The organism is Paraburkholderia sp. BL9I2N2 (assembly GCF_004339745.1).
In the GTDB taxonomy this organism is placed as follows: Bacteria; Pseudomonadota; Gammaproteobacteria; order Burkholderiales; family Burkholderiaceae; genus Paraburkholderia.
Window position 1 is genome coordinate 416,569 of sequence record NZ_SMGP01000004.1, and the last position, 22,378, is coordinate 438,946.

Here is a 22,378-nt window from a genome sequence, read left to right on the forward strand (position 1 = left end):
CTGTAGCCGTTCGCGTTGCCGTCGCAAGAGTCCGGGTGTTGCGTAAGCCTGAAGAACCCGACCGCGCCAGTAACTCTGGGCGAACAACGAATCCGCATCTTCCGCGCACAGGACCCGCTCAAGATGCGTAATTGCAGTGTCAAGGTTTTGAGGCGTGTAGGGGCTCACCCAGGCGCCTGCTTTGGTGGCGATTTTCACAATGTTTTCTCTCAGGTATATAGCTTTGCTGACTAGCGGCACTCTCTGCGCACAGTGCGTCCGGCCCTCGGCCAACAGGGCTATTAGTCAGATGGTCAGTATCTCGTAATGAAAAAGATACAGGAAACACCACTCCTGAATAAACCGGGTTTACCCGTCAATCCGAAAACGTTTGCCGCTGCAAAGTTGGGGCCGCATTTATATGATGTAATACGGCGCCTACTCCTTGAACCGGTCCGGGCATTAGGTGAGTTGCGTCCGATTTTTCCACGTGACATGTAGTCATGTTTCGGTGCGCGAGATGCGAACCGGGATAACGCCTCTGCGTTACCGGCCTCGAATCAATCGCGTATGGATGAGCACGTCCGCCTTACCAAAGCGAGCCGGTTCTGCTTTCAACGGCCTGCGGGAAGTTAGCGGAGCGACAGGTAAATTTGGGGGCTGCAGGGTGCCGGTACGCTCCAGAGCAAACGGCTATCGGAAACGGCGAAGTTCAACGACACGAGGCACATCCCTTGCGGCGCCTATTCATGTGAGCGGCAAACGCTTGCATGGAGGTGAGCCATGAAACATATAACCAGGGCGTTGTTCGCTTCGGCTCTCGCGATGGCACTGTCGGCAAGTACATACGCACAAGCCAGCGGCAGCGCTGGCGGGCGTCCGACACCCGGCGTCGGCGCCGGTTCGATGAAGGCCCCGACCGAGACGGGCTACGGTTCTCCCGACGTCACGGGCAGTGGCGACCGCTCGGCGCGCAGTAATCCCGCGACGGAGCGTTCCGATAGCGGCAAGACCAATGGTCTGAATAGGGGCACGCGTAGCGGCGCGAATAGCGACGTCAACAGTGGACCGGGCGGCTCAAGGGGAAGCGGCCAGTAGTACGAAAGGGCGCCAGGTGATTGGCATCACGATCGCTAATGCAGCCTCGGGCGGAGTGGGCGGGTGAATTAATCGTGTAAGCCCGTTCCGCCCGTTCGGCAGCCTTGCCTCACGTATGTGAATCGCGGCATCAAACTTCCGTACGGACGTCTGTGCTGTCGACACCGGCGATCCAGCGGACGAAGACAACGAGTTGAGTGGTTAGGGAACCGTTGCGGCGCTGGCTCACGGAATACTCAAAACTGACACACGCCGGCATAAGCCGGTTATCGGTCGTCGACCGGACCTATCGGGTTTTTCGAAGCTTCACGCACATCGCTGATGTTGAAGCAGTGATATTTGCACTGACATACGACTGCACACGCCCGGACGCATATTCTCTACGAGCACAACAAGACATCCCCGAGGTCGTCCAGCCACAGTGGTTTGGTGAGATGAAAGTCAAACACACGTTCGTCCGTCTGAAGTCTGCTCACGTCATTGGCATCGCCTGACCGATGTATTCGACGGCCGCCTCACGGAACCGACGGCATTCATATATCTCGACGAGCATATCGGAATTGGTGCAGCCCGAACAGATTCTGTCGGACTCGACACAGCCGGCAACTGAAAATTGCGACACTGGCCGCGTCGGTCGAGGAGAAAATAATGCCGGACAAACATCTCTCAAGTCAGATTGACGCTGACCTCTCTCTGCTTTCAACGCGGCTGCTCGGAATGGGCGGCCTCGTGGAGTCACAGATTACGCACGCGATAGACGCATTGAATACGTTCGACATGGAACTTGTCGAACGCGTCGTCTAGGGTGAACGCCGTCTCAATGCGTTTGCGCCGCCCCTCCCGCGATAACATTGCTAGTCTCTTCATCGATTTCTATTTTCATTCTATTGTGCAGGGATGACTGCATGCAGACGTTGCTTATCATGGAAGCGGAAAATGGAGGTTCCACATATGCTATTCGGCCCAGATTTTGGCAGACTACCGCAAGTACGTGAAAATGTTCGGCGCTCACATGAGCATTAAGGAGTTTGCTCGATTGTTTTTCGAGCGAGCCGAGGGCAGTAAAGCAAAGATACCAAAAGGGATTGAGGACTCGTTCGCGGACCCGCAGTCAGACGCCGAGCGCGAAGTCAAAGCGCTCATCGTCCAGTTCAATGCCGAGCAGGTGACCAAGTTTGAGCAGGAACTGTTCGAGCAGCGTGCTCGACTCGTCGACGCAGAACGCACTCTGCAGGTGAAAGTCACGAAGTCGGCAACTGAAAGCAAGCGAATCGCCGCCGACAAAATTGCATGGACACGCGGCAAGCTAGAAGACATCCAGCGGACGGAACTGAAGCCGCGCGACTCTCGGATTTTCCCAAGGCACTACCAGAAGGTCAGCTTTGACGTGAAGCAAGGACCGAAGGGTAAGCAGGCGGCCAATATACAGCCGAAACAAGCCATCCAAAAAGGTGGCCATAGAGATTCGGTATTGCGTAGTCTAGCTTTTCTGAAGGGGAAGAAGGCTCGGCGTGGCGGCGACCAGCCCGTTCATTAATGATGAGCCCTTTCCGTGTGTCCCTCATCAGGAACACTCAACCGCTCGTCGCATTGGTCACGAACCTGAGGGGCTATCGCGATGCAAAGTCGCAAGACCGTCAGGAGGGGAAAGTAGCCTCTGACTTCAGGCTGCGATTCGTCGGGCGGCTCGGGCGATTACGTTGAGCTCGCCTTTTTTGGACCATCCGGAGATGGACGTGGCATAGCACGCTGTGCGAAGCCAGTTGTCACGTCATCAATCCGCTCAAACTCCATCTCGTCACCCTTCAAGGAGACAGAACCATGGACATCTCGCAGGCATTTACCGCGTTGAACGGCAGGTTCGCCGATACAGTCAACTCCCACGACACACCCAGTTGGGTAGCTCTGTTTGCCGAAGACGCAATCCTCATCCCGGCGGGCCAGGAAGCCGTGACCGGCCGAAAGGGAATCGAAGAATGGGCCGAAGTGGCAACGAAAATCTGGAATCATTTGGAAATCCAGCAAGGGCTTTGCACATCTGATGGAAATGTGGCTTGGGAATCCGGAACCTGGACAGGGAACATCAACGTACCGGACGAACGGACCATGGACATCAGCGGAAACTTCTTACTCATTGCACAGAAGGAAGGCTCCGCGTTGCGCATCAAAGCGCACACGTGGAACGTGAATCCCGCGACGCCTTGAAAACTCCGTGTTAAATGAAGGAGTGTCGACTGCTTCGGCCGGACTTGAGCCGCGTCCCGCCCGTCGGCTGGATTCTCATCGCGTCAGAAGACGGCGACGGCACGCTTGCGCTGACGGTAGACGGGAAGGTACTGCTGCGAATGCTTGGCGCCGAGCCAGCTGAACGCCTCCCTTATCCAAACTCATTGGGCGAGTTGTCCCCGTGCCCTGCGCGGTTCGGCCCTCGGCTGGCCAACGTCATCTGTCAGGCGAGAAGCAAGACCCACTTGCATAACAGTTAGAGTAACTTATCGCCGCTCAACGAGCGGCTTCAGGGAGACTTTGACGTATTGCGCTTCCTGTGGCCGCACCGGGGCCGGCCTAGGCACTTCTGTCGGTGGTGTTACAACACGCACGACAGATAGAGGAGCTGGCATGTGCTGAATTTTGCGGTTCGCTGTTCGAGGGCGGCGGGTGTTGGGAGTTCTCACACACATCGAGAATAGTGAGCTGCGGTCTTTGCTCCGTTTCAGAGCTGACCACTGTTGTAACTCCGCGCTCAAGCCTTTCGGCGCGGATGGCTGCCTCGACGGGTGGCTCTGCGCCGAAGGGTGACCAGTTACTGATGGAGCACATGTTTTTTCTTCAGAAAGCGCACAACACAGTCTGTTCGTACGCACTGGGTAGGAGAGCGCAACGCGGCCGTGGATTGCACCAGGTTTGCCGCGTCACGATTGTCTTGTCAATTTCGGTCTTACAGACCTATAACATAGGTGTAGCACGGTCCCTATTGGCCAACGGACTCACAACGTCCTGTCCCCCAGCGTCTCTGTTGCGCGCCGGCCTGCCTCGCGCGGTACCCACTTCGCGTTATTGTCCAAACAGTCATCAAACGGGTTCAGTTTCTCGCACAGTGCGTGCCAGAAGCGGACTTTGGATTCGCTCGCGTAAACGGCGCCGGCATCGCGCTGACTGTCCATTCGGGGAGCGGAAATCGGAAATCAGCAAGGAGCAAAGACTCAGGCAACTTGCTACATGAATCAAGGAGATGAGATGAACTCAAAACCTGTATTGGCGATGGGCGCTGTTTGCCTGTTCGCGGTCGGGGGAATGGCCCGCGCCCAGAGTGCGCCGCAAACAGCGCCGCCATCCACACAACCAACGATGCAGCAGGGGCAAGTGCAGGCGCAGCCGGGCACCGACACGTCGTATGGCGGGGTTCAGCCCACGGGGAGCGCAGCGGCAGGCAGCACGCGTCCGCCTCCCTGCGTTTTGAGAACTTCATGCGACATCTATCACGGCCATTGAGCCGGGCGTCGCCGGCGCGCATGTCGTCGCGACTTATCGTCCGAGCCCGCTCCCCCTGCGACGCTGCGCCACGCGCCCGCCAGAGCCAATAGCCTGTGTATCTCTGGAGGGCGTCGTCCGCATGATGAGCATGAATATTGTCGCCGACCTCAGTTCGAACCGGACGCCGAGATTCGGCTGGACCAGCGGATGGCCCGTGAATCGTTGCAGCCTGAACTTTTTTCCATTGGAAGACTGGGCAGTCCGATGTCGGCGCGTGGGTCGATGTTGTGTTGGCGTCAGCAATGTTCGCTCAATTTATATGAGATTCAACCAGCGTCGGTATCGCGGAAGCCGTGTTCGACCCGCATAGCCAGTGTTCCAGAGCAACGCGCTTGCCAGCGGGGACGGTTTCGCGCGCAGCTTCAGCGTGTATTATGGTCCGCATAGCCTCTGGCCTGACGGAGAGACGCTTGTGGATGTATCGTTCCTCATCGACCCGATTCTCAAAACCGTCACCGGCGTGCAGGACGGCTATTCCCGTGCTGGCGAACTTATCGGCACGGATTTGACCGATACCGCCACCCTGTGGGGTGATGCTGCCGACTCGGATACCTCGGTAGAAGTCATCGTCGCGGACGACAGCCTTACAAACAACACTATCTCGCGCGGCTTTTTCAAGGTTACGCTCTCCGCTGGAGAACGTGAGCGTGGAACGGGTACTTGCGGGAAAAGCAGTACTCAATGCCTATGGCAGCCCACCTCCCGACATTAAGGAGCAAGTCAGAACGCTCAAGGCAGTACGCGAGCGGGTCAGCTTTATCAGCGTTGAAGACGCGTTTCAGTCGTTCGAGGAAAACACTGGCGGTTCACCGTTTTCACTAGAAGGCTAAAGCGGGCTTGCGCTCAGGAACGTCTCACGTTTCTCCATAAGGGGCTTGCGTACGCGAGATACCGTGAGGCCTATGTCGATGTTCCGCAAACGGATACCCTGTAGCAGTCCTTTAGCCGCGTCCAGCTATCTTTTGGCTAGAGGGACGATCGAAATCGCTCTTCTTAAATGGGGAATCGCAAAGGCTCCATAAATACCCTTCCTGGACGTACAAGTTGCACCTCTATGTCCGCAAGGATTGCTTGACCGGCCGAAGAACCTCGCGATGCCGACGTAGGTGACTGCGTCCAATTCTGCGCAGCCCAATTTTCAAGGCAGTGAAATGACGGTCGGTCAGCCACTTGCCGGCACGGGCGTCCCGCAGAATTTGGCGAAAGGACCGCACATCTTCTTTGTTTGCAAAAAGTTGCGCGATGTATCGGGCACCGTCAAGTATGCCCGCTTCGGCCGCTGCAGCGAGGCTGTCCATCGCCCAGACAAAGCTGGGGTTGCGCGGCATTGTAAGCAACGCCGACAGCTTGATTGGCGTCAGTGTCTTGTCGCGATGAATCCAGCCTCCGAAGTCGACGCAAGCGGCGGCCACCTTTTGTCAGCCTTCGGTCTCAAACATCAGCGGGGACGGTTGCGATACACACGCGTTGACTACAGCCATCTGATTCCTCGAATCTATAGTTTGATTTCTGCGACCCGCACGACCCGCTGAGGGCAATTACGGCAAACGCTCGCGGTTCTTTAGTTGATGAAGTCTGTCCATGCAACAGATTGGGGACTGAGAGTCGCCACGGGAACGCTGCTTGCGTCGGTGCCCGTTGCAGCGCTTGCTGACAATGACCGCTAGAGCGGTTGAACCCAAGGAGAAACGAATATGGACCCGGTCTCGCACGGAATCATTTTCTGGCTAATTATTGGCGGCATCGCCGGCGCCTTGGCAGGTCGTATCGTCGACGGTGGTGGCTTCGGCATTCTTGTCGACATCATTGTGGGGATTGTTGGCGCATTCATCGGAGGATGGCTTGGCGGAGTTCTCGGACTGCACTTGGGAAGCGGCATAATCGGCTCACTTATTACGGCGCTGATTGGCGCGGTCATCCTGCTTGCAATCCTGCGCCTTTTCAGTGGAGGTCGCGCGCGTTCACTCTGACGCCGGTACTTGATTGACCCTTAGCGGCATGGCCCTGCCCATTTGGCGATTTTTCTGGAGATTGAAATGGATATGCCAGTTACCGAGGACCAGATTCGTACGCTCGCGTTCTATCTTTGGGAGAAGGACGGAAGTCCTGACATGCGTTCCGAAGAATATTGGGAGAAGGCGAGACAGCAGCTAGGCGTGGACGGTTCGAAGGCGGAGCCGAACTCGGACGGCAGCCCGACTTGAGTAATAAATCTGTCGATGGTTCAGAGCGGGTGTTCGTGGCTCAGTTCGCTGACACTCGCCTGCCGGAGCCGAAACGCCCCAGTTCACATGAACCGGCAGCCTATCTCTTTTCGGTTGCTCTGATAAGTTCATCGATAGAAACCGGCTTGGTCAGATGCAATCAAAGCCTGCACTTTTGGACTTCTGAACATCGGCGTCTTGATTAAAGCCGCTCAACGCAACCAGCGTCATTCCAGTCAGCGCGGGATTTCCGCGAGGGACTCCGGCAAGCTCGCGCCCGCTCATCTGCGGCATCCTTTCGTCAATGAGCGCGACGTCCGGCAATAACATCTCGACGGCTCTTAGAGGGCCGTCCGACACACGTTGTCAGGGCGCCCTGAGCGGCAAGGAAAAAACTCTTCAACTGCAGCTCGGCCTCAACATCAATCTCCGGGCGCCCGCGTCAACGTCGTTTTGCATGGACTATGAGCTGAAGGGCCCCCACGGCACCCGAAGTAAGAACTGCATGTCCGACGGCGGCGTCGCCGGGGCACGGGAATTGCGCGAAGCAGGACGCGGGCGCACACCTTCCGGTGCCAGCGAACGCTTCGGCCTCGAGGAGATTTGCCATGAGAGTGATGAAGGGACTTTTGATTGCAGCACTATTTGTCGGTATATCTGGGAGCATCTACGCGCAAGGCGCGGGTGGCGGGGCCGCCGGGGGGCAAGGAGGCACGGGGATGAGCAAACCGAACGCAGGTGGTTCGACTGACACGGTGTCGGGTGCGTCGGGGGCGAATAGCATGACACCTTCGGGTACTCCTTCGCACAAGAAGACGCATAAGAAGTCCGGCGCCGCCATGCCGGCATCGGCCACCAATCCGGGTTCAGGTGGCAGCGGTTGAAGAATTATTGGAGGTGCGGCTGGCTCTGGCCTCAAGCGCGCTCGCCATTCCTGGACAAATCGAACGAAGAGCGCTACGGCCAGCAGCGCGGATTGACAGGCCGCCACCGGGAAGCCGCCCGGTCCTCGGCGCCAGGTCGCGCAGAGACCGCCGCCAGGCGCCCAGCTACAAATGTGTCGACCGTGCGCAGTAGCATGGCGAGGTTTGCGGGCTTGCGACCAGCAGGGCGGACCGTCGCGGGGTTCGGGCATGGCCGACAGCATGACTGTCGGCAGATGAGCAAATGCGGGCTGGCACCTCACGCGCCGACACAATTCATCTCCGTCCATTTCAGGCATCTGCCAGTCGGTGACGATGAGCCGTGGCATTTCGCGCAGAACTTTGTGCAACGCTTCCGCGCCGTTTTGCGCGAGTACGACGTGATGCCCGCCGCTTTCCAGATCCAACTGAAGCGCCCAGAGGTTATCGAGGTCGTCGTCGACGAGCAGGACGGTGGACACGGCTTGTGAGCGCGCGTAGGTATACCCTTGGCCGCCGCAACAGCCGTGCCTCAACGATGCACGTCAGTCGGCGGCGCACGGCGCGACTGATGTACGCCACAACGTCGACGGCGCCCGGCAAAGCCGCTCGCAATTCCGGACAAACGGGGACTCTGAACGTTGGCCCCGGCAGCCTCCGAGACCCATTCGGAACCGGAGAAGGATTGACCCCGCGTCGCTTGCAAGCCGCCATAAAACGGGGACCACGCCGAGCCCCGTCCGCCAGGCCCCCGGTTGTGCAGCGACGCGCAGCCAGCTGACCGTTTTGGCGCAGCGCCTATCTCTCTCGCCTCTTATTCGGGTGCGTCTTCGTCACGCATTTCGTCGTGCTGTTCGTCGTCCTCGGACTGTAGGATAGGGGCAGCATTGTCCGGCGTCGCTGAGTCACGGTCGCTGTCTGTGATATCCGCGAGCTTGTCTTCGTCATCTTTGCGGCTGACACCGCGTGTCTGTTCCTTTGGATGGTTCGTCATCGCATGCTCCGAAGAGGACAGCAGTAACTCGGTGCGCCACCCGCACGCGATGCTGCAATCAGGGTTGAACGATTTGCGGCCGACAGTCGAACCGTTACGCTGTCAGAAGTAGGTACGGGCTCGCAAGGAAGGGCTTCCGAGCAGCTAATGCCGGTGGCCGTCATTTCGCGGGCAGGTACTCCGCATCCGTCTCTCCGGCTGCCTGTTCCCAAAATTGTGCGTCGCGTCCTTCCGGGGCACCGGCCTGTTCCCACAATGTTCGCGCGCGGGGGCGGATACGGGCGTCGCGTTCAGAAGTGCACTCGAGTTCTTCAACTTGCGCGCCATTTGCATCAACATGAATGCTCACGACATCGTATCCATTGGCGACCGTGGCCCAGTTCGGGACGTGCTGAGTTTTTTCGAATTGTGCGATGGCCGCTTCCACCGCCTCCTGTTTCGTTCCCTGGGCGACTGAGACGCGCATCAGCTCAGTGTGATGCGGCAGGCCCGCATAATCCAGTATTTCCTTGTAGAAGATGACTTCGTAGGGGCGCCGTTCCGAGGCACCACCCTCCACATCGCTCATGGAAATGATGCCGACCAGACGTCCGTCGCCGTCGATGACCGCGAGCCTTTGTACATGTGCCGCCTGCATGGTCAGCACTGCGGATTCGACTGAGTCGTCCTTGCTGCACCGAATTACGTCCAAGGACATCACTTCGCTCACTTTCATCCGATTGGGGTCACGGTCATCCGCCACGCCGCGCATCGCGATGTCCCGGTCGGTAATCATTCCCAGAACTTTGCCGTCCTGGCACACGGGAAGACAGCCGATATTGTCCCGCTTGAGCAGACGCGCTGCCGCGGCCAAGGTCTGGTCCGGCTCCAGACAGACCGCCTCTTTCATCCGTTCTCTAACTAGCATGGTATGCCCCTTATTAAGGTCAATTGCGAATAGGTACACGCGCGCAACCACCTCGCGGATTGCGGTAGTGGACACGGGTCTGGCCATTTATCGGATGGCCCCGATGGACGAGTGGCCCCGAGCGAGCCCGGCGCGTGAACGCGCCAGCTCGTATCGAGTCGGGGTGTCAGTTGGAGACGTGCGTGCAGAAACTGGGTTCGCGGTCGGGCAGATTTGCCCGGAGCGTTATCGCCGTCGTCTGGAGACCGGTCTGAAAATTAAGCGTACTCCTTATCGAGAGGCAGAAACTACTTATATCTCGGTGCTCTCTACGGTCCTAACGCTGGGTGACCACTTTAGTGCGGGCCAGCCCATTGCAATGTTCTGTGCGGCTGTGTGCTGCTAGCAGATATCTTTGTTGACGAACAACGACACCCCGAACGCAGGGAAAATGGGTTCCCCTCGCGTTTGCGGTGCAAGCAGAGGGCCGGTCCAGTTTATGTTTATGATTGTGACGGTCTGGCGAGTTTTGTATCGTTGGACGTTTTTTTGGGGAGCCAGAAATGCATGGAACCAGAACAGGCGCGGCCCGCTTACACGTCGTTGCTGTTGCTGTCTCGGTCGGCGTGCTGGTACTTCAATCGGCGGGTGCCCAAGCACCAGGTCCTCGCACAGGACACGCAGCCGGTGTAAAAGCCTTTCGACACATCCAGGCTCGCGTCGCCGGGATAGCCCCCTCGCACAACAGCGTGACCTTGCGCGACGCGGGCGGGGAAATGGTCGTGTTTGAAATCAGCCCGGATATTGCCGACGTAAAGACGTTACAAATCGGCGATACGGTCAATATTGCGTATCAGTAGTGTCCGGTTAAATTTCGAACAAATTCAGTTGGTTACCGGATTGAGGCATTTCCGGGAGTGATGGATCGGGCCGCAAGGCGCTTGAAATCTCGGTTTTCTCGAATACGGAGACCGAAAGAATCTGTAGCAACGTATAGAGCGAGGCATCGAGTTGAAGCTCCTTTTTGACGATGGCGATCAACACGTAAGTGCAGACGGCGCACCAGATTTGCGTCTTCACCGCGTTCTCGCTTGTGCCGAGGAATCGCTTGATGCGCAGGTGCTGCTTGATCCACTTGAAGAACAGCTCGACCTGCCAGCGGTTCTTGTACAGCGCTGCAATGGTCAGCGGCGGCAGCGTCGTGTTGTTGGTCAGAAAAATCAGGTTCTTGCCCGATTCCGGGTCCTTGAAGCGGATGCGCCGCAAACGCTCGGGATAGTCCTGCGCGGCGTAAAAGCCGTTCAAGGCGATGCTCTGGTCGCAGATCAAGCCCGTGCTGCGGTCGGTGGCAGCCGAATAGACGCGACGCGCGTTCATGTTGCGTTTGGCTCGTGTGACGAAGAAAGCGCCCGCCTGATGCAGCTTGAACAGCCGCGCGAAGTCCAGATAGCCGCGATCCATGACGTAAAACGCGCCGGCTTCGATGGGCAGAAAATCGAGCACGCCCACCTCGTGCATCTTGCCGTCGCTGATGTGGATGAAGGCGGGGATCGCGCCGCGCAAATCCAGCAGCGTATGCATCTTGACCGCCGCCTTGGTCGTGCGAAACGGCGCCCACTCGAACAGGGACAGGCACAAATCTATGGTCGTGGCATCGAGCGCATAGACGGTCGCATCGAGATCGATGTCCAGCGGCTGGGTCGCGTAAAGCGCTCGGGCGCGGGTGATGAGGCGCATTGCCAGCGCGTGATAGATGCGCCAGTCGCGCAGATTCAACGCATCCGACAACGTCGAGCGTGCCGGGACGTTCTTCAATCCCATATGAAACAGCTTGCCCCGATTGGCAGACAGGCAGGCCTCGATGTCGCGCAGGGACTCGCGCCAGGTCAACTGCGCGAAGGCCATGATGCGGAACAAATCGGCACAGCCAAGCGTGCGGACCCCCGCGTCGCCGCGGTGTCGCTCGATGATGCGGCCAAACGTCTTCCACGGCACAAACTCCATGACTTGCGCAAACAGCGTCTTGCCCACGTTCATGCGTTACCCCAGGTCGCCCAAACCCGAAAGGATCGCAAATGCTGATTTCAAAATTCAAATCGTGGACACCCATGAAGCCCTCGAAAGCCCTGTCAACAGTCGCTCTCCCGCCTGTCGACCTCAAATAAACCGGACACTACTGATTGCGTATAGAAACGCAATATTGACTCGTATGGACAAGGTGGCATCGAGTGGCATCCGCGAGCGAATCGAAACAGAAGTCTTGCAGCCAGCGTCGGATGGAGAAGTCAGTTCGACCCGAAGCGTGGAGTTCGTGGCCACGGTGCTAAAAATCGACCGGAAGAACCGGGAGGTCACACTGCGGGGCCCGACTCAGACACAGGAGTTCGATGTTGCCCCGACGTTATCGCTCGACAGCCTGAAGGTGGGCGATGCCGTTCGCGCAGAATTTATCCCCCCCGTTGCCGCTTCGGTTGTGCGCGTCGGGACTGTTCCTCAGTGAGCTGTGTCGCAAGGCAACTGTCTCTTCGCAGATTGCTCGGGCGGTTCGCTCGGATTGAAGGAACTGCGCCGGAACGAAACGAATGGGGCTGACGCGCCCGGACCTGGCATCGTCTGGAGGATAATAAGCCGGCTAGGGCCTTCGCTAAGGGGTCTATGTGCCTCAGGCCGGGCACGATTGCATGGCGGCCGGTGTGCCTCGTTCTTTTGAATACGTTGCGAGGATGAACATGGATATGTAGATGACGGAAGAAGAGCTTCGTCCGCTCGCCTACAGATTCGGCTTCAAAAGCGTCAACGATGCACTCGGTCATAGCGCTGGCGACGTGTTGTTGTGCGAACTCGGCGAGGCGCTGCGCGCTGCGACACGACAGCAGGACATGCTCGCTGGCGTCGGTGGTGACGAATTCGTGTTGCTCACAACCGATTGCGGTGACGACGAACAGTTACGCCAGCTTGCGGCTCGCATGATTGCCCGCGTTCGCGAGGTCGGCGACAAGAGATATGCGGGGCGATTCCAGATTGGCGTTAGCATCGGCATCGCGACGTATCCGACCGGACCGATACTGTCGAGCAGTTGCTCGACGTCGCCGATGTGGCGATGTATGAAGCCAAAAAGGGTGGTCGGTCGACATACCGCTTTGGAGCGTCCCTGAGCGCGGCCCGTCCAACGTCGTGAGAATGACGCGGTAGGAGTGCGCACAGATTGCTGCGCAGCGGACGAAATGGATGAAGGGAGGCGCGTCCTTCGAGCGTGGCCGTTTGTTACCCCTCTAAGGGTCCGACGTTTCGGCGTTCGTCTGATTCAAAAACCAATTTGAATGCATTCGTCCACAGCTAATACGTAACGCTGACCGAGTCTATTTCTTTATTGCATCGACCGTGCAGCTCACAAACAACGCGAGAGCCGGCCCCATGTTCGCGAGGGACACCGAGGCAGTCTCTGCTGTTGCCTGAGTCATGAATGGCCGATTGCGCGCGCTGTCATTCCGCGCGTACGTATCGAACATCGTGGTTGTTTGTTCCACTGCGAGCAGTGCGAAGGTGGCGCTTTTCGCCCGATGAGTTTCCAGGCTTTCTCCTGGAGGGACCACGTCAATCGCTTTCAACGACTGCACCAGGGAGTTGAGTGAGGTATGGAGCTGCCACGCGCTGAAAGCTGGCAGTGAAGCGAGGAGCGAAAAGCGACCCGGCTTCGGAGACAGTCTAAATGCGGAATTTTCTGCAGTCAGATAGACCTGTTCTGCCGCAGAAACGGGCTCGATATGGGCGTCTATGAATTGTGCTGTATTGATGCTCTGCGGGACGGCATCGCGCCGGAACGCAGCACACGTCTTTTCGTCCACGGCAACAAATTCTGATGTCGCCGCTATTGAAGGCGTCGCACTGGCGCTGCGGGCAGACAGAAGTATCAACAGGGCCGCGGCCGTCGCAAGTTGTCGCATATCGCTCTTCATCGCTCGCAGTAATTTTCAATCGCGCATCAGAGGGCCGGGATTTCTTGGCCGCACCTGCCCTCAAAATATCAGCTTGTCCCGCAACCGCGCGCTTCCGTTCCGTGGCTGACTCTCCACGGAGGTCCCACATCACGATGTGCTCAATCATCTGCTTCCTCTCGATTCGCTGCACAGAGGAACAGCCGGGCGAGCGTAATTGTCGACCGCAAACACGGGAGGTAGCTAAGCGGCAAACTGATGCGGAATACCTGGAGCCGCGGGTCGGTTCAAAGCTAGTGCGTCACTGCGGCTCAAGGGCGTCGAGTCGCGCTTGTGCAATCTCGCGCGGGTGTTGACAGTGGTATGCATCGAACAGCTGTGAGCATAGCTGGGCAAGCGACTCAAGCCCTACTGCCTGGTCTGCGTGCTCGACCTCGCCTGCGCTAAGCATGTCATCGAGAACCGGGGCGAGACGACGTAGACGCATAAACGTGGCGGTTTCCAGTTTCATGCTGAACCTCCTATGGCCAGATGGCGGAGCGCACCCTGAAGCAGTCAGCACCCAATGGCTTTCGATTGCCGGCGTATCGAAGTGACTGGTCATGGCGATTAGACCCTACCGTGAACTGTGCAGCTGAAGCAGTTCGAGCAGGCGCGAGGCCGCGACCGGCTTTCTGAGAAACGCCGACACCCGAAGGTGTGGCGGCGGTGTCGCCACCGCTGAATTCAGAAGAACAGGAATAGTTGCGAACTCCGGCTCGGCCGCGAGCGCGCCGATGAGGGCGGGACCGTCCATGACCGGCATCATGAAATCTGACACCACGATGTCCGGGCGCCTTCGGCGCGCTGCGTGCAGTGCCTCATCCCCGTTTGACGCAGTCATAACCTCGTAACCTTCCGCGCAAACCAGCGTCTCAAGCGCCCGAAGCTGGTTCATGTCGTCGTCGACCAGTAACACCATCACCATGACCCGTCCCCAAAGCTGTGGCTGTTCACGTCGTCCGTTTGCCGACAACAGCCATTTCCGCTGCCCGAGCGCCGCCTCGACGAGAGAAGAGTAGGTTTTGCCGGAGAGCGAATCTACTCTACGGTGGGATATGCTGATGCCGCGTTGGCGTAACTCGCTTATACGGGTGTATGACCAGGGTGAGGAGATTTAACGCGCGGTGTCGAGGAAGAGAGGTGTGAAAGTGACGCGCGGCGACCGGCGTGCACATGGTTTCTCACGCGTACTGTCCTTTAATTCCGGGACGTCCGAGCATCATGCTTGCTGCAAGGTAATTGGTTCTTGGCTGTAGCGCGGCCGGTGTTGACAGTCTTGCTGCGCGTATGGCCGACGAAGTGATTACCGTTGGACCGGCCCCGGCAGCAAAGAGCTACCTCGACATCGCGGCGGTGGTGGCTGCGGCGAAAGGAGCCGGCGCCGATGCCGTACACCCAGGCTACGGCTTTCTGTCAGAAAACGCAGGATTCGCGCAGGCGGTGGTCGACGCTGGTCTGATTTTTGTTGGTCCGTCGCCACGAGCTATTACATTGATGTGTGACAAGGCGCAGGCACGCGCCTGTGCGATGAAAGCAGGCGTCCCGACGGTTCCAGGCAGCGAGGGTGTGGTCGAAAATCTCGCCTCCGCACTTGTGACTGCTGACCAGGTCGGCTACCCGGTCATGCTTAAGGCTGCAGCTGGCGGGGGAGGACGAGGCATTCGGGTTGCAGCAGATGCGAAAGAGCTGGAGGCTCAATACGCCATCGCGACTCGTGAGGCCCAGAGCGCCTTCGGCTATGGCGGACTTTATCTCGAGCGATTCGTCGGATTGGCGCGCCACGTGGAAGTCCAGATTCTGGCGGACGGCGAGCGCGCGATACATCTTTTCGAGCGCGAGTGCTCGCTGCAGCGGCGTAGACAGAAGCTGGTCGAAGAAGCTCCGTCTCCCTCGCTGGACAGTGCTGTACGCCAAAAGATGTGTTTGTCCGCTGTGGCACTTGCAGAGTCTGTCGGCTATCGCGGTGTCGGCACCGTCGAGTATCTGTACGACCCGAAGACCTCGGAATTCTTTTTCATCGAGATGAACACCCGCGTCCAGGTGGAGCATCCGATTACAGAGATGGTTACGGGTATCGACATTGTGCGGGAGTCTCTGCGGCTTGCCACGGGAGAACCCTTGCAACACAACCAGGCGGAAATTGTGTTACGTGGTACCGCGATTGAATGTCGCATCAATGCGGAAGACCCACAAAAAAACTTCATGCCCGCGCCAGGTACAGTTAACGAGTTGCGGCTACCGGCAGGACCTGGTGTACGTGTCGACACACATCTCTACGAAGGCTACTCGGTCCCTCCATACTATGACTCTCTTCTTGCCAAGGTCGTCGTCTGGGATTGCGCCAGACCTGAAGCAATCGAACGCATGAAGCGTGCGCTTGGCGAATTCGACGTCGAAGGCCTGAAGACTACGAAGCCACTTCATCTTGCGTTGCTCGACGACGAAGGCTTTCGTGTGGGCGAGTACCACACCGGATATCTCGAAGCAAATCTCTCCAGAATCGTGAGCGGTATCGCCGATTAAGGGCTGGAAACCGATTCCCAGGGGCGACGGCGTCGGGAATACCGGCCTCGTCGCTTTTTGCACTTGGGCTTATGCGTTCGGCCTCCGCTGCCGGAGCCTGATGATAATCCGGTGTACACGTGCGCCTATCTACTTGAAAGCGCCTCAAAGACATCCGACTGAACAACCAGGCCCTCGCCCCCGGATGGGGCAGTTGCTACCTTCGCCGGCGGGTCCGACTCGAGCAAGCCGACGTTGTACCGCGCATCGAATTTTGCGAGAAAATAATACGGTATATACTGTTTTAGTAGCGGCTGAGCGGTCGAGGTCGATAGTCCCTGTAGTCTCGCGGATTCAGGCGGGAGGCTGGAGCCTGTTTTCGGCGCCGAATCTCGGATGCGCCGCTTGGTTCCGAAACGCTGCCTAGTGGATGAAGCTCACACTCCTAGTGGCGCCTGCCAGTATCGGTGCTCAACGCCACGCGCCCATACATCGTGTGGCCGCTTCACGGCGCGGACGGTTCATGCATTGTGCGGAGTTCGGCGGTTTTGGCGTAGCCAAGCAGGTTCTCTCAAACTCGACCGCAGCACCTAACTGAGTATTGCATCACTGGCCGTTTCGGCTGAGGAATGAGCATGTGGGACAAACATCTATCGAGCAGGTTTGACGCTGACCTCAATCTGCTTTCCAGTAAGCTGCTCGAAATGGGCAGACTGGTGGAGTCGCAGATTGCGTGCGCGATGGATGCGCTCAACACCTTCGATATGGCTCTTGTTGAGCAGGTCATCGAGGGGGAACGCCGGCTGAACTCGCTGGAGATAGAACTTGACGAAGCGGTTAGCAATATCATCGCTCGTCGACAGCCGGCCGCTCGTGACCTGCGACTGCTAATGGCTATTTCTAAGTGCGTCACCAACCTCGAACGCGCGGGCGATGAAGCCCGGAAAATTGCGAAACGGACGCGCCGCATCGCCAGGGAAGCGAACTGGCGAAGCATCAACATCGCTGAAATCAAGCTTTCCGGCGAAATGGCTGCACACATTCTTCGCAGAGCGCTGGACGCATTCGCACGAATGGATAACGTTGCGGCAGCACAGATCGTCAGGGATGACGAAGCCATCGACAACGAGTTCCGGGCTTTCGTGCGCAAACTGGTCTCGTACATGACGGAAGACCCCCGGACAATCTCGATTGGGCTGGACTACCTGTTCATAGCAAAGGCCGTCGAACGCATCGGTGACCACGCGACCAACATTGCTGAATCCGTCGTCTATGTTGTTCGCGGCACCGATATTCGCCACGAACATAGAAAGCAGCGCGAGCATGAGATGTTGCGCAGTTGAAGGCGAAAGCGGGTGGGCACGACGGTCACTGGAACGGCCGGCGTCGTTCCGAAATCTGTACAGGCAACTGCGGCCGCTTTTCCCAACGTGATAGAGATTTCGGAGCGGAGCAGCGCTGTCGATGTTGCCCGCGACATGAAAGCTGTTGCTACGAGCGTGAGCTCGAACGTGTTCAGAGCGCGTTGTGGCAAAGTGCCATCATCCTCTGGACCATTGTGCTTGACTCGTTGAGTTCCATCTCGCTGGTGAAGAGAGCGTTCACGCTGGACAGCCGGACTGCGACGCCTGCCTCCAGCAAGTCCTTGCTGGCAATCTTCAGAGCGAGTTGACCGATGCGGACCCTGTCGAGCCAGTCCATCTTCAGCCCATTTTTCTTGAGCCAGCGACGGCAGCACTCAACAATGTGGTCTACTCGCCATTCGTTGGTCAGCGCGTAGGATGCAGCTGCAATCGCCACCAGTAACATAGCAAGTCGGGCCGCGCGCTTGCGCGCTCGTCAAATTGAGGTTTGGTCATGTCTATCGGCTTGCCCGCAGCAGTTAAGCAAGCCCAGCACATGTGGGCGAAGACACGCGAATCAACAGCGTCGTCATTCGACCCTGTTTCAAGGGCGCCGGCATGATTGCCAGGAACTGGTCGGAACAGCGACAAAGGGGGCTATTGCCGCGCGGCAACTGCCTTCGCACTTTCAGCAACGGCCGCAAGGTGCGTTGACGAACTCCTCGCCCCGTCGACCTTTCAGCAACGGCTGGACATGGATACCAGTGCGCGCGGAAGTTAGCGCAATGGGTACCGGGCCGCGACATGGTCTTGAAAAATGAAAAGCTGAATCACTTTGGTCGCGGCGCCGCGTTCCGGCATTCTCCCTTGTTTGGCGTCTCGCGGCGACCTATCTTTAAGTTGCTTCTCATCAAGGAGACGGCCATGGACAGCGGGGCGGTAAGCGTGCATTTCGACAGCGGACACCTGTTTCTCGACCTGTCCGACGGTCAGGCCGTTGAATTTCCGCTGGGCTGGTTTCCTGCGCTGCAGGCAGCCACAACAGCGGAGCGAGGGTGTTTTGCCATCTCTTTGGACCGCCAGCAGTTGTACTGGCCGGAACTGCATGAAGAGATGGACGTCACCGCTTTGCTGCAGTCCTTGCCAGACCGTACGCGGCACTAGGCCCTGCCTGGTTCCTCTCGGGCGTTCGACGTTTTTTGTCGACCATGGCGTTACGATTTTTGCGCTTTCGACTTGCCGGTTTGTTTTTTCGGCGGGGCGATGTCGGCGTTCCAGTTCAGCTTCCACAACACTCAACGCCTGCTGGTTCCAGTGTCGACCTAGGAACGAGTCCTACGACCAGGACGGCGCGTGGCTATTGCGACTCGATTGCGTCGAGACGCGCCTGGGCCGTCTCATCAGGATGCTGACGCTGATACGCGTCGAACACTGACTTAAAAAAGCCGGTGGGCCGCCGGCTCCCCTCGGTGATAGGGGGCTTAAGGAAAGCTGTGAGCCAGCTTCGTACTGCTTGGAAGGCATGCATCAAAGCTCCGCGTCAGATTTGGCACGGCCAACCGCGGTCGGCACGCCCGGGTCTGCCCGGATGCGTGCCCTGTCAGGGCGGCGCCCCGTTGGTTCCGCCCGGTCCGGTGTTGTTATTTGGCGAGCTGGCAGGTCTTGGAGTCAAAGCCAAGCGTCATGCTCTTCGTCACCTTGGGTATGACAGCCATGGGTTCGTCCGGTTTTCGGTCTAGATAGGTGACGACGATGGAGCGGCCATGGAACACAATCGACCGCGGCATGATGCGGTCGCCAAGGAAGATAGCGTTGGTCTTACTGCAGTCACTGAATGCCACCGCTACGTAGTTGAAAATGCCGCTACCGCCTGGTTCGTCCGCCAGGAATATCGCGGCAGCAGGCTTCGAGTCAAGCCGGCCACCGACGGGCTTGCCGAACACACGCGTCACGTGTTGCGTCGCCGAGCCAGGCGCGGCCGGTATCGCTCGCTTGCCATTCGATAACTTCACGTCTTCGTTGCCGATGCGGAAGGTCGCATTCTCGTAGTCGACATCGACAGTTCCAGCCTGGGCCCGGACGGCTACCAGCGCGAGGCAGGTCGCGATTGCGGCGGTGGTCAACTGCTTCCTCATGATTCATGCGCTCCGTCAGGAAACGTCTGCCGCGTAGTCGCGAAGTGAACGTTCCGAAGTTGTTGTTCTTCGGGCCGCCCTCGCCCGGCCTAACGCAGGGTGAGGTGCGTTGTGCGCGGCGACTGGAATCACGTCACGACGACGTGCTCGCAGAACCACTCGTTGAACGTGTCAAAGCCCTGCACGGTCAGCCCGAGCCGCTGCGCATTTTCGCAGGCCCGCATCAGCATCCAGCACGCGGCTTCCTCGAGGTCGGCTTCGAAGTCCGGCGCATTGGTTTTGTCAAAGTGCCGCAGCGCTGTGGCCACACAGCTCTCCGCGGCATTGAAGGCCATGCGGCCCACCGCCGGCCGTGCAGCTTCGTGTGCTCCAGGTCGGCCGCCGAACTGCCGGTCCACGGCAGCCGGCATGCCGCAGCGTCTCGCCCAGTATACGTTCGGCCGCGCTGGTCAGGGTGATGGCTGAAGCGAAGCGATGGCGCTCTGGAGCGACGGGTTTCGACGCGAGATGTGATAGAGCTGTCGCGCACAGCAGCATCACATCGGATGTCGCCTGTGACTGAGTGGTTTCACATCAGTCTTCTCGGCGCTAGCCGTGGCTATCCGACACGCACGAGAAAGATGAAAACATTGTTTTGGAGTTTCGTCCGAGTAACGGGCAGTTGATGCATGTCGCCTGCCTTTGGTCACGCTGGTCGGCACCTGGCCAGCTGGACTTGCTATCATTCGCGGCAATAACAGATGAGCTGCCTCCGGAGGTCGCAGCGGCTGGTCACGACCGCTGCATTGTTCCCGTCAAATCGGAAAACATAGACGCTTGGCTCAACGCGAACCCGAAGGATTTGGAGGCAATGTATGCGATTCTTGATGACAGAGATAGGCCCTACTACGAGCATAGGCTTGCCGCTTGAACGAGCTGAACGGGGGGTTTCGGTCAGGACCAGCCCAATAAATTCGCATCGTCGGACTCCCTGGCTAACCGCAGGTGCTCAACGGATGCCATGACAAATTCCGCAGGGCGGCGTTCCCGCCAACTTCTCCGATTTCGACGTAGTTGAACTTTGGCGACGTGAACTCCGAGATTCCAGGGAACACGATGACCCATTGCCTATCTGGGTACCACTTTCTGTCCGAAAGTATTCAACTCGGGGTCACTCATGAGCATGTGTCGGACGTGCAACTGCAGAGGTCAGCGCTTCCCTCCAGGACTTCCACACGTACGCGTCGAGATGTGTATCCTCTTACAGTTGCCTCAAAGGGGAAGGAGGAGCGCCTATGGAATACCCGTTGATTCTCGGATTCGGCATCGTCGTTTTAGACGTCATCGTATGGCGCTTCCGGATGCCTGCAAATGAGCTCGTACGGCTCTTCATCCGACTGGCACTTTTTTCCGCGCTGAGCTGGGTGCTTTTCTCCTCCGGTCTAAGCCCAATCACCCAAACGAGTCCCGAGAGCGCGGCCCGGTTGCACTGGTTAGGGCAGGTGCTCGAGATAATCTGGTGGTTGATGGGCGCTCGTCTGCTCACTCTCTCACTGGACACACTGCTGTTGCCAAGCGCCTGGCGAAGGCAACGGCTATTCTCGGACGTGTTCGGAGCCGTGGTATTTCTGGCCGCAATCGTGGCCGCCCTCGGCTTCGTGCTCGAACTGCCTGTGCGTGGCCTCGTCGCGACATCAGGCGCGCTCGCTATTGTGCTGGGTCTGGCTATCCAAAGCACACTCAGCGACGTATTCGCAGGCATAGTGCTGAACACCACCGAGCCATATTCGGTCGGCGACTGGGTGATAATCGACGACGTCGAGGGCAAAGTAATCGAAATGAATTGGCGGGCCACGCACCTGCTGACTGGTCAAGGGAATACGCTTATCGTGCCGAACGCTGTTGCATCGAAGGCGAAAATCTTCAACAACAGCAGGCCAGCAGATGTACACGGCTTATCACTCGTCCTTGAGATTGAGCCCGAGGCCCGGCCGAAGACGGTGCTCGATGCTCTAGGCCGCGCTCTGAAGGGCTGCAACGCCATCCTGGATGTTCCATCTCCGTATGCACGCATGAGGCGCACCACACTAAATACGGTGCAATATGAGGTTGTCGCGTTCGTCGACGACATGAACAAGAAGCTCACCACAACCAACGAACTGTTCGACCTTTGCTACCGGCATCTTGCCGCCTCAGGCGTGACGCTGCGCTCGCTTGGTGTGCCCGCGCCTGCCTTTGCCGCTCATGGTGCCAAAGAGGCACTGCTCAGCCGTGTCGGCCTGTTTGAGAGTCTGACCGGCGATGAAGTGACACGGCTTGCAGAACGACTTTCCCGGCACGAGTACCAGGCGAATCAGCAGGTACTGGCGCCCGACACGGTGCCAGACAGTCTTTCTATCGTGTACTCGGGCGTACTTTCCGTGAGGCTCAGTGAATCGGAAGAAGACCGTGAGATTGCCCGGGTTGGCCCGGGTGAGTCATTCGGGGAGGCGGGCCTGCTAGCAGGGCTACCGATGCACGTGTCGATTTCGACGCTCACGCCTTCCGTGCTGTACCAGCTAGGTAAGGACGACATGACGGCGTTCCTCAAAGACCATCCGGAGGTCGCAAAGCAGCTATGTCAGCAACTAGCCTACCGGCAGGACGCGCTGGGTAAGTTGACGACCCAGACCTCTGTCCAGCAGGAAAAAGGTCAATCGCTATTTCAGTGGCTGTTTGACAAAGTCCGGCACCTGCATTCGCTGCACGATGATTCTTAGACCATCCGATGGCAGCCCCGGCTGTGACGGCTGTGATTGCCAAGTTCCTCGGGAAGTCGGCATGGTTTGACGTTAACGGGACTGCT

25 protein-coding genes and 4 pseudogenes are annotated in these 22,378 nt (G+C 58.2%); 17 read left to right on the plus strand and 12 right to left on the minus strand.

Translation table 11 applies throughout. From position 1 onward, the window contains the following. The first annotated feature begins 762 nt into the window (after positions 1-762). The 5 genes and pseudogenes from B0G74_RS38120 (at position 763) to B0G74_RS38140 (ending at position 5,323) form a co-directional block, all read left to right on the plus strand. Positions 763-1,077 carry a hypothetical protein gene (locus tag B0G74_RS38120; protein WP_132382000.1) on the plus strand — a complete coding sequence of 105 codons (315 nt, stop codon included), beginning with the start codon at positions 763-765 and terminating at the stop codon, positions 1,075-1,077. A 648-nt stretch (positions 1,078-1,725) separates the two neighbouring features. Then, positions 1,726-1,878 (plus strand): annotated as a pseudogene (locus B0G74_RS38125) (phosphate transport system regulator PhoU); the annotation flags it as partial. Between the two features lie 148 nt (positions 1,879-2,026). Further along, positions 2,027-2,446, plus strand: a pseudogene (locus tag B0G74_RS38130) (hypothetical protein); the annotation flags it as partial. 452 nt (positions 2,447-2,898) lie between these two features. Next, a complete protein-coding gene (locus B0G74_RS38135; protein ID WP_132382002.1) occupies positions 2,899-3,282 on the plus strand; it encodes a nuclear transport factor 2 family protein in 384 nt (127 codons plus the stop codon). A gap of 1,741 nt (positions 3,283-5,023) precedes the next feature. Beyond that, positions 5,024-5,323 carry a hypothetical protein gene (locus B0G74_RS38140; RefSeq protein ID WP_243658518.1) on the plus strand — a complete coding sequence of 100 codons (300 nt, stop codon included), beginning with the start codon at positions 5,024-5,026 and terminating at the stop codon, positions 5,321-5,323. A gap of 340 nt (positions 5,324-5,663) precedes the next feature. Here B0G74_RS38140 and B0G74_RS38145 read toward each other — a convergent pair whose 3' ends face one another. After that, a complete protein-coding gene (locus tag B0G74_RS38145) occupies positions 5,664-6,023 on the minus strand; it encodes a hypothetical protein (protein WP_132382004.1) in 360 nt (119 codons plus the stop codon). 282 nt (positions 6,024-6,305) lie between these two features. Between B0G74_RS38145 and B0G74_RS38150 the strand changes: the two genes are divergently transcribed. Together B0G74_RS38150 and B0G74_RS38155 are read left to right on the plus strand one after the other, a co-directional pair. After that, positions 6,306-6,581, plus strand: a complete 276-nt coding sequence (locus B0G74_RS38150; protein WP_132382006.1) for a GlsB/YeaQ/YmgE family stress response membrane protein — start codon at positions 6,306-6,308, stop codon at positions 6,579-6,581. A 66-nt stretch (positions 6,582-6,647) separates the two neighbouring features. Continuing rightward, positions 6,648-6,815, plus strand: a complete 168-nt coding sequence (locus B0G74_RS38155) for a DUF2934 domain-containing protein (protein WP_132382008.1) — start codon at positions 6,648-6,650, stop codon at positions 6,813-6,815. A 150-nt stretch (positions 6,816-6,965) separates the two neighbouring features. Here the strand turns inward: B0G74_RS38155 and B0G74_RS38160 are convergent, their stop codons facing one another. After that, positions 6,966-7,145, minus strand: a complete 180-nt coding sequence (locus tag B0G74_RS38160; RefSeq protein WP_132382010.1) for a response regulator — start codon at positions 7,143-7,145, stop codon at positions 6,966-6,968. A 389-nt stretch (positions 7,146-7,534) separates the two neighbouring features. On the opposite strand from B0G74_RS38160, the gene B0G74_RS47185 reads away from it, so the two are divergent. After that, on the plus strand, positions 7,535-7,699 hold the full coding sequence (locus tag B0G74_RS47185; RefSeq protein WP_243658569.1) for a hypothetical protein: 165 nt from the start codon (positions 7,535-7,537) through the stop codon (positions 7,697-7,699). A gap of 305 nt (positions 7,700-8,004) precedes the next feature. Here the strand turns inward: B0G74_RS47185 and B0G74_RS47190 are convergent. Then, positions 8,005-8,139: pseudogene (locus B0G74_RS47190) on the minus strand (response regulator); the annotation flags it as partial. On the opposite strand from B0G74_RS47190, the gene B0G74_RS47585 reads away from it, so the two are divergent. Further along, complete coding sequence (locus tag B0G74_RS47585; protein ID WP_279388650.1) at positions 8,083-8,208, plus strand: hypothetical protein; 126 nt, start codon at positions 8,083-8,085, stop codon at positions 8,206-8,208. The pseudogene B0G74_RS47190 and the gene B0G74_RS47585 sit on opposite strands and share 57 nt — an antisense overlap. 323 nt (positions 8,209-8,531) lie before the next feature. On the opposite strand, the gene B0G74_RS38175 is transcribed toward B0G74_RS47585, so the two are convergent. Both B0G74_RS38175 and B0G74_RS38180 read right to left on the minus strand, forming a co-directional pair. Further along, complete coding sequence (locus tag B0G74_RS38175; protein ID WP_132382014.1) at positions 8,532-8,711, minus strand: hypothetical protein; 180 nt, start codon at positions 8,709-8,711, stop codon at positions 8,532-8,534. A gap of 160 nt (positions 8,712-8,871) precedes the next feature. After that, entirely contained in the window at positions 8,872-9,600 is a 729-nt protein-coding gene (locus B0G74_RS38180) for a CBS domain-containing protein (protein ID WP_243658519.1), read from the minus strand. Between the two features lie 560 nt (positions 9,601-10,160). On the opposite strand from B0G74_RS38180, the gene B0G74_RS38185 reads away from it, so the two are divergent. Beyond that, complete coding sequence (locus tag B0G74_RS38185) at positions 10,161-10,457, plus strand: hypothetical protein (protein ID WP_132382018.1); 297 nt, start codon at positions 10,161-10,163, stop codon at positions 10,455-10,457. A gap of 7 nt (positions 10,458-10,464) precedes the next feature. On the opposite strand, the gene B0G74_RS38190 is transcribed toward B0G74_RS38185, so the two are convergent. Beyond that, positions 10,465-11,634: an IS4 family transposase gene (locus B0G74_RS38190; protein WP_132374362.1), complete on the minus strand. Its 1,170-nt coding sequence runs from the start codon at positions 11,632-11,634 to the stop codon at positions 10,465-10,467. 172 nt (positions 11,635-11,806) lie between these two features. Here B0G74_RS38190 and B0G74_RS38195 point away from each other — a divergent pair, with 172 nt between their 5' ends. Both B0G74_RS38195 and B0G74_RS38200 read left to right on the plus strand, forming a co-directional pair. After that, positions 11,807-12,097, plus strand: coding sequence for a copper-binding protein (locus B0G74_RS38195; protein WP_132382020.1), 291 nt, complete (start codon positions 11,807-11,809; stop codon positions 12,095-12,097). Between the two features lie 241 nt (positions 12,098-12,338). Then, complete coding sequence (locus B0G74_RS38200; protein WP_243658520.1) at positions 12,339-12,752, plus strand: GGDEF domain-containing protein; 414 nt, start codon at positions 12,339-12,341, stop codon at positions 12,750-12,752. A gap of 204 nt (positions 12,753-12,956) precedes the next feature. Here the strand turns inward: B0G74_RS38200 and B0G74_RS38205 are convergent, their stop codons facing one another. The 3 genes from B0G74_RS38205 to B0G74_RS38215 form a co-directional block, all read right to left on the minus strand. Further along, the gene (locus B0G74_RS38205) at positions 12,957-13,541 is read right to left on the minus strand and encodes a hypothetical protein (protein WP_132382022.1); all 585 of its coding nucleotides are present in this window, start codon (positions 13,539-13,541) and stop codon (positions 12,957-12,959) included. Positions 13,542-13,833: 292 nt separating this feature from the next. Further along, positions 13,834-14,043 (minus strand): hypothetical protein, encoded by a 210-nt coding sequence (locus tag B0G74_RS38210; protein WP_132382024.1) that lies wholly within the window; start codon positions 14,041-14,043, stop codon positions 13,834-13,836. A gap of 105 nt (positions 14,044-14,148) precedes the next feature. Next, positions 14,149-14,547, minus strand: coding sequence for a response regulator (locus B0G74_RS38215; protein ID WP_243658521.1), 399 nt, complete (start codon positions 14,545-14,547; stop codon positions 14,149-14,151). Between the two features lie 266 nt (positions 14,548-14,813). Between B0G74_RS38215 and B0G74_RS38220 the strand changes: the two genes are divergently transcribed. After that, positions 14,814-16,097 carry an acetyl-CoA carboxylase biotin carboxylase subunit gene (locus B0G74_RS38220; RefSeq protein WP_279388641.1) on the plus strand — a complete coding sequence of 428 codons (1,284 nt, stop codon included), beginning with the start codon at positions 14,814-14,816 and terminating at the stop codon, positions 16,095-16,097. 614 nt (positions 16,098-16,711) lie between these two features. Further along, positions 16,712-17,419, plus strand: coding sequence for a phosphate signaling complex protein PhoU (gene phoU / locus B0G74_RS38225; protein WP_132382028.1), 708 nt, complete (start codon positions 16,712-16,714; stop codon positions 17,417-17,419). A gap of 172 nt (positions 17,420-17,591) precedes the next feature. Here the strand turns inward: phoU and B0G74_RS38230 are convergent, their stop codons facing one another. Further along, entirely contained in the window at positions 17,592-17,885 is a 294-nt protein-coding gene (locus B0G74_RS38230; RefSeq protein WP_243658522.1) for a hypothetical protein, read from the minus strand. 338 nt (positions 17,886-18,223) lie between these two features. On the opposite strand from B0G74_RS38230, the gene B0G74_RS38235 reads away from it, so the two are divergent. Further along, complete coding sequence (locus B0G74_RS38235) at positions 18,224-18,583, plus strand: DUF2442 domain-containing protein (protein WP_243658456.1); 360 nt, start codon at positions 18,224-18,226, stop codon at positions 18,581-18,583. A gap of 476 nt (positions 18,584-19,059) precedes the next feature. Here the strand turns inward: B0G74_RS38235 and B0G74_RS38240 are convergent, their stop codons facing one another. Next, positions 19,060-19,554, minus strand: coding sequence for a hypothetical protein (locus tag B0G74_RS38240; protein WP_132382030.1), 495 nt, complete (start codon positions 19,552-19,554; stop codon positions 19,060-19,062). A gap of 128 nt (positions 19,555-19,682) precedes the next feature. Next, positions 19,683-19,964, minus strand: coding sequence for a hypothetical protein (locus B0G74_RS38245; RefSeq protein ID WP_243658523.1), 282 nt, complete (start codon positions 19,962-19,964; stop codon positions 19,683-19,685). Between the two features lie 203 nt (positions 19,965-20,167). Between B0G74_RS38245 and B0G74_RS38250 the strand changes: the two are divergent. Both B0G74_RS38250 and B0G74_RS38255 read left to right on the plus strand, forming a co-directional pair. Further along, positions 20,168-20,464, plus strand: a pseudogene (locus tag B0G74_RS38250) (SOS response-associated peptidase family protein); the annotation flags it as partial. A gap of 364 nt (positions 20,465-20,828) precedes the next feature. Further along, positions 20,829-22,292, plus strand: coding sequence for a mechanosensitive ion channel family protein (locus B0G74_RS38255; protein ID WP_132382032.1), 1,464 nt, complete (start codon positions 20,829-20,831; stop codon positions 22,290-22,292). Positions 22,293-22,378 lie beyond the last annotated feature (86 nt).

Excerpts from the sequence above, each read along its gene's own strand:
- B0G74_RS38120 (WP_132382000.1), top strand. The coding sequence starts at position 763 with ATGAAACATATAACCAGGGCGTTGTTCGCTTCGGCTCTCGCGATGGCA.
- B0G74_RS38135 (WP_132382002.1), top strand. The coding sequence starts at position 2,899 with ATGGACATCTCGCAGGCATTTACCGCGTTGAACGGCAGGTTCGCCGAT.
- B0G74_RS38150 (WP_132382006.1), top strand. The coding sequence starts at position 6,306 with ATGGACCCGGTCTCGCACGGAATCATTTTCTGGCTAATTATTGGCGGC.
- B0G74_RS38155 (WP_132382008.1), top strand. The coding sequence starts at position 6,648 with ATGGATATGCCAGTTACCGAGGACCAGATTCGTACGCTCGCGTTCTAT.
- B0G74_RS38160 (WP_132382010.1), bottom strand. The coding sequence starts at position 7,145 with ATGTTATTGCCGGACGTCGCGCTCATTGACGAAAGGATGCCGCAGATG.
- B0G74_RS47185 (WP_243658569.1), top strand. The coding sequence starts at position 7,535 with ATGAGCAAACCGAACGCAGGTGGTTCGACTGACACGGTGTCGGGTGCG.
- B0G74_RS38175 (WP_132382014.1), bottom strand. The coding sequence starts at position 8,711 with ATGACGAACCATCCAAAGGAACAGACACGCGGTGTCAGCCGCAAAGAT.
- B0G74_RS38180 (WP_243658519.1), bottom strand. The coding sequence starts at position 9,600 with ATGAAAGAGGCGGTCTGTCTGGAGCCGGACCAGACCTTGGCCGCGGCA.
- B0G74_RS38185 (WP_132382018.1), top strand. The coding sequence starts at position 10,161 with ATGCATGGAACCAGAACAGGCGCGGCCCGCTTACACGTCGTTGCTGTT.
- B0G74_RS38190 (WP_132374362.1), bottom strand. The coding sequence starts at position 11,634 with ATGAACGTGGGCAAGACGCTGTTTGCGCAAGTCATGGAGTTTGTGCCG.
- B0G74_RS38195 (WP_132382020.1), top strand. The coding sequence starts at position 11,807 with ATGGACAAGGTGGCATCGAGTGGCATCCGCGAGCGAATCGAAACAGAA.
- B0G74_RS38200 (WP_243658520.1), top strand. The coding sequence starts at position 12,339 with ATGACGGAAGAAGAGCTTCGTCCGCTCGCCTACAGATTCGGCTTCAAA.
- B0G74_RS38205 (WP_132382022.1), bottom strand. The coding sequence starts at position 13,541 with ATGCGACAACTTGCGACGGCCGCGGCCCTGTTGATACTTCTGTCTGCC.
- B0G74_RS38210 (WP_132382024.1), bottom strand. The coding sequence starts at position 14,043 with ATGAAACTGGAAACCGCCACGTTTATGCGTCTACGTCGTCTCGCCCCG.
- phoU (WP_132382028.1), top strand. The coding sequence starts at position 16,712 with ATGTGGGACAAACATCTATCGAGCAGGTTTGACGCTGACCTCAATCTG.
- B0G74_RS38230 (WP_243658522.1), bottom strand. The coding sequence starts at position 17,885 with ATGTTACTGGTGGCGATTGCAGCTGCATCCTACGCGCTGACCAACGAA.
- B0G74_RS38235 (WP_243658456.1), top strand. The coding sequence starts at position 18,224 with ATGGTCTTGAAAAATGAAAAGCTGAATCACTTTGGTCGCGGCGCCGCG.
- B0G74_RS38240 (WP_132382030.1), bottom strand. The coding sequence starts at position 19,554 with ATGAGGAAGCAGTTGACCACCGCCGCAATCGCGACCTGCCTCGCGCTG.
- B0G74_RS38245 (WP_243658523.1), bottom strand. The coding sequence starts at position 19,964 with ATGCCGGCTGCCGTGGACCGGCAGTTCGGCGGCCGACCTGGAGCACAC.
- B0G74_RS38255 (WP_132382032.1), top strand. The coding sequence starts at position 20,829 with ATGGAATACCCGTTGATTCTCGGATTCGGCATCGTCGTTTTAGACGTC.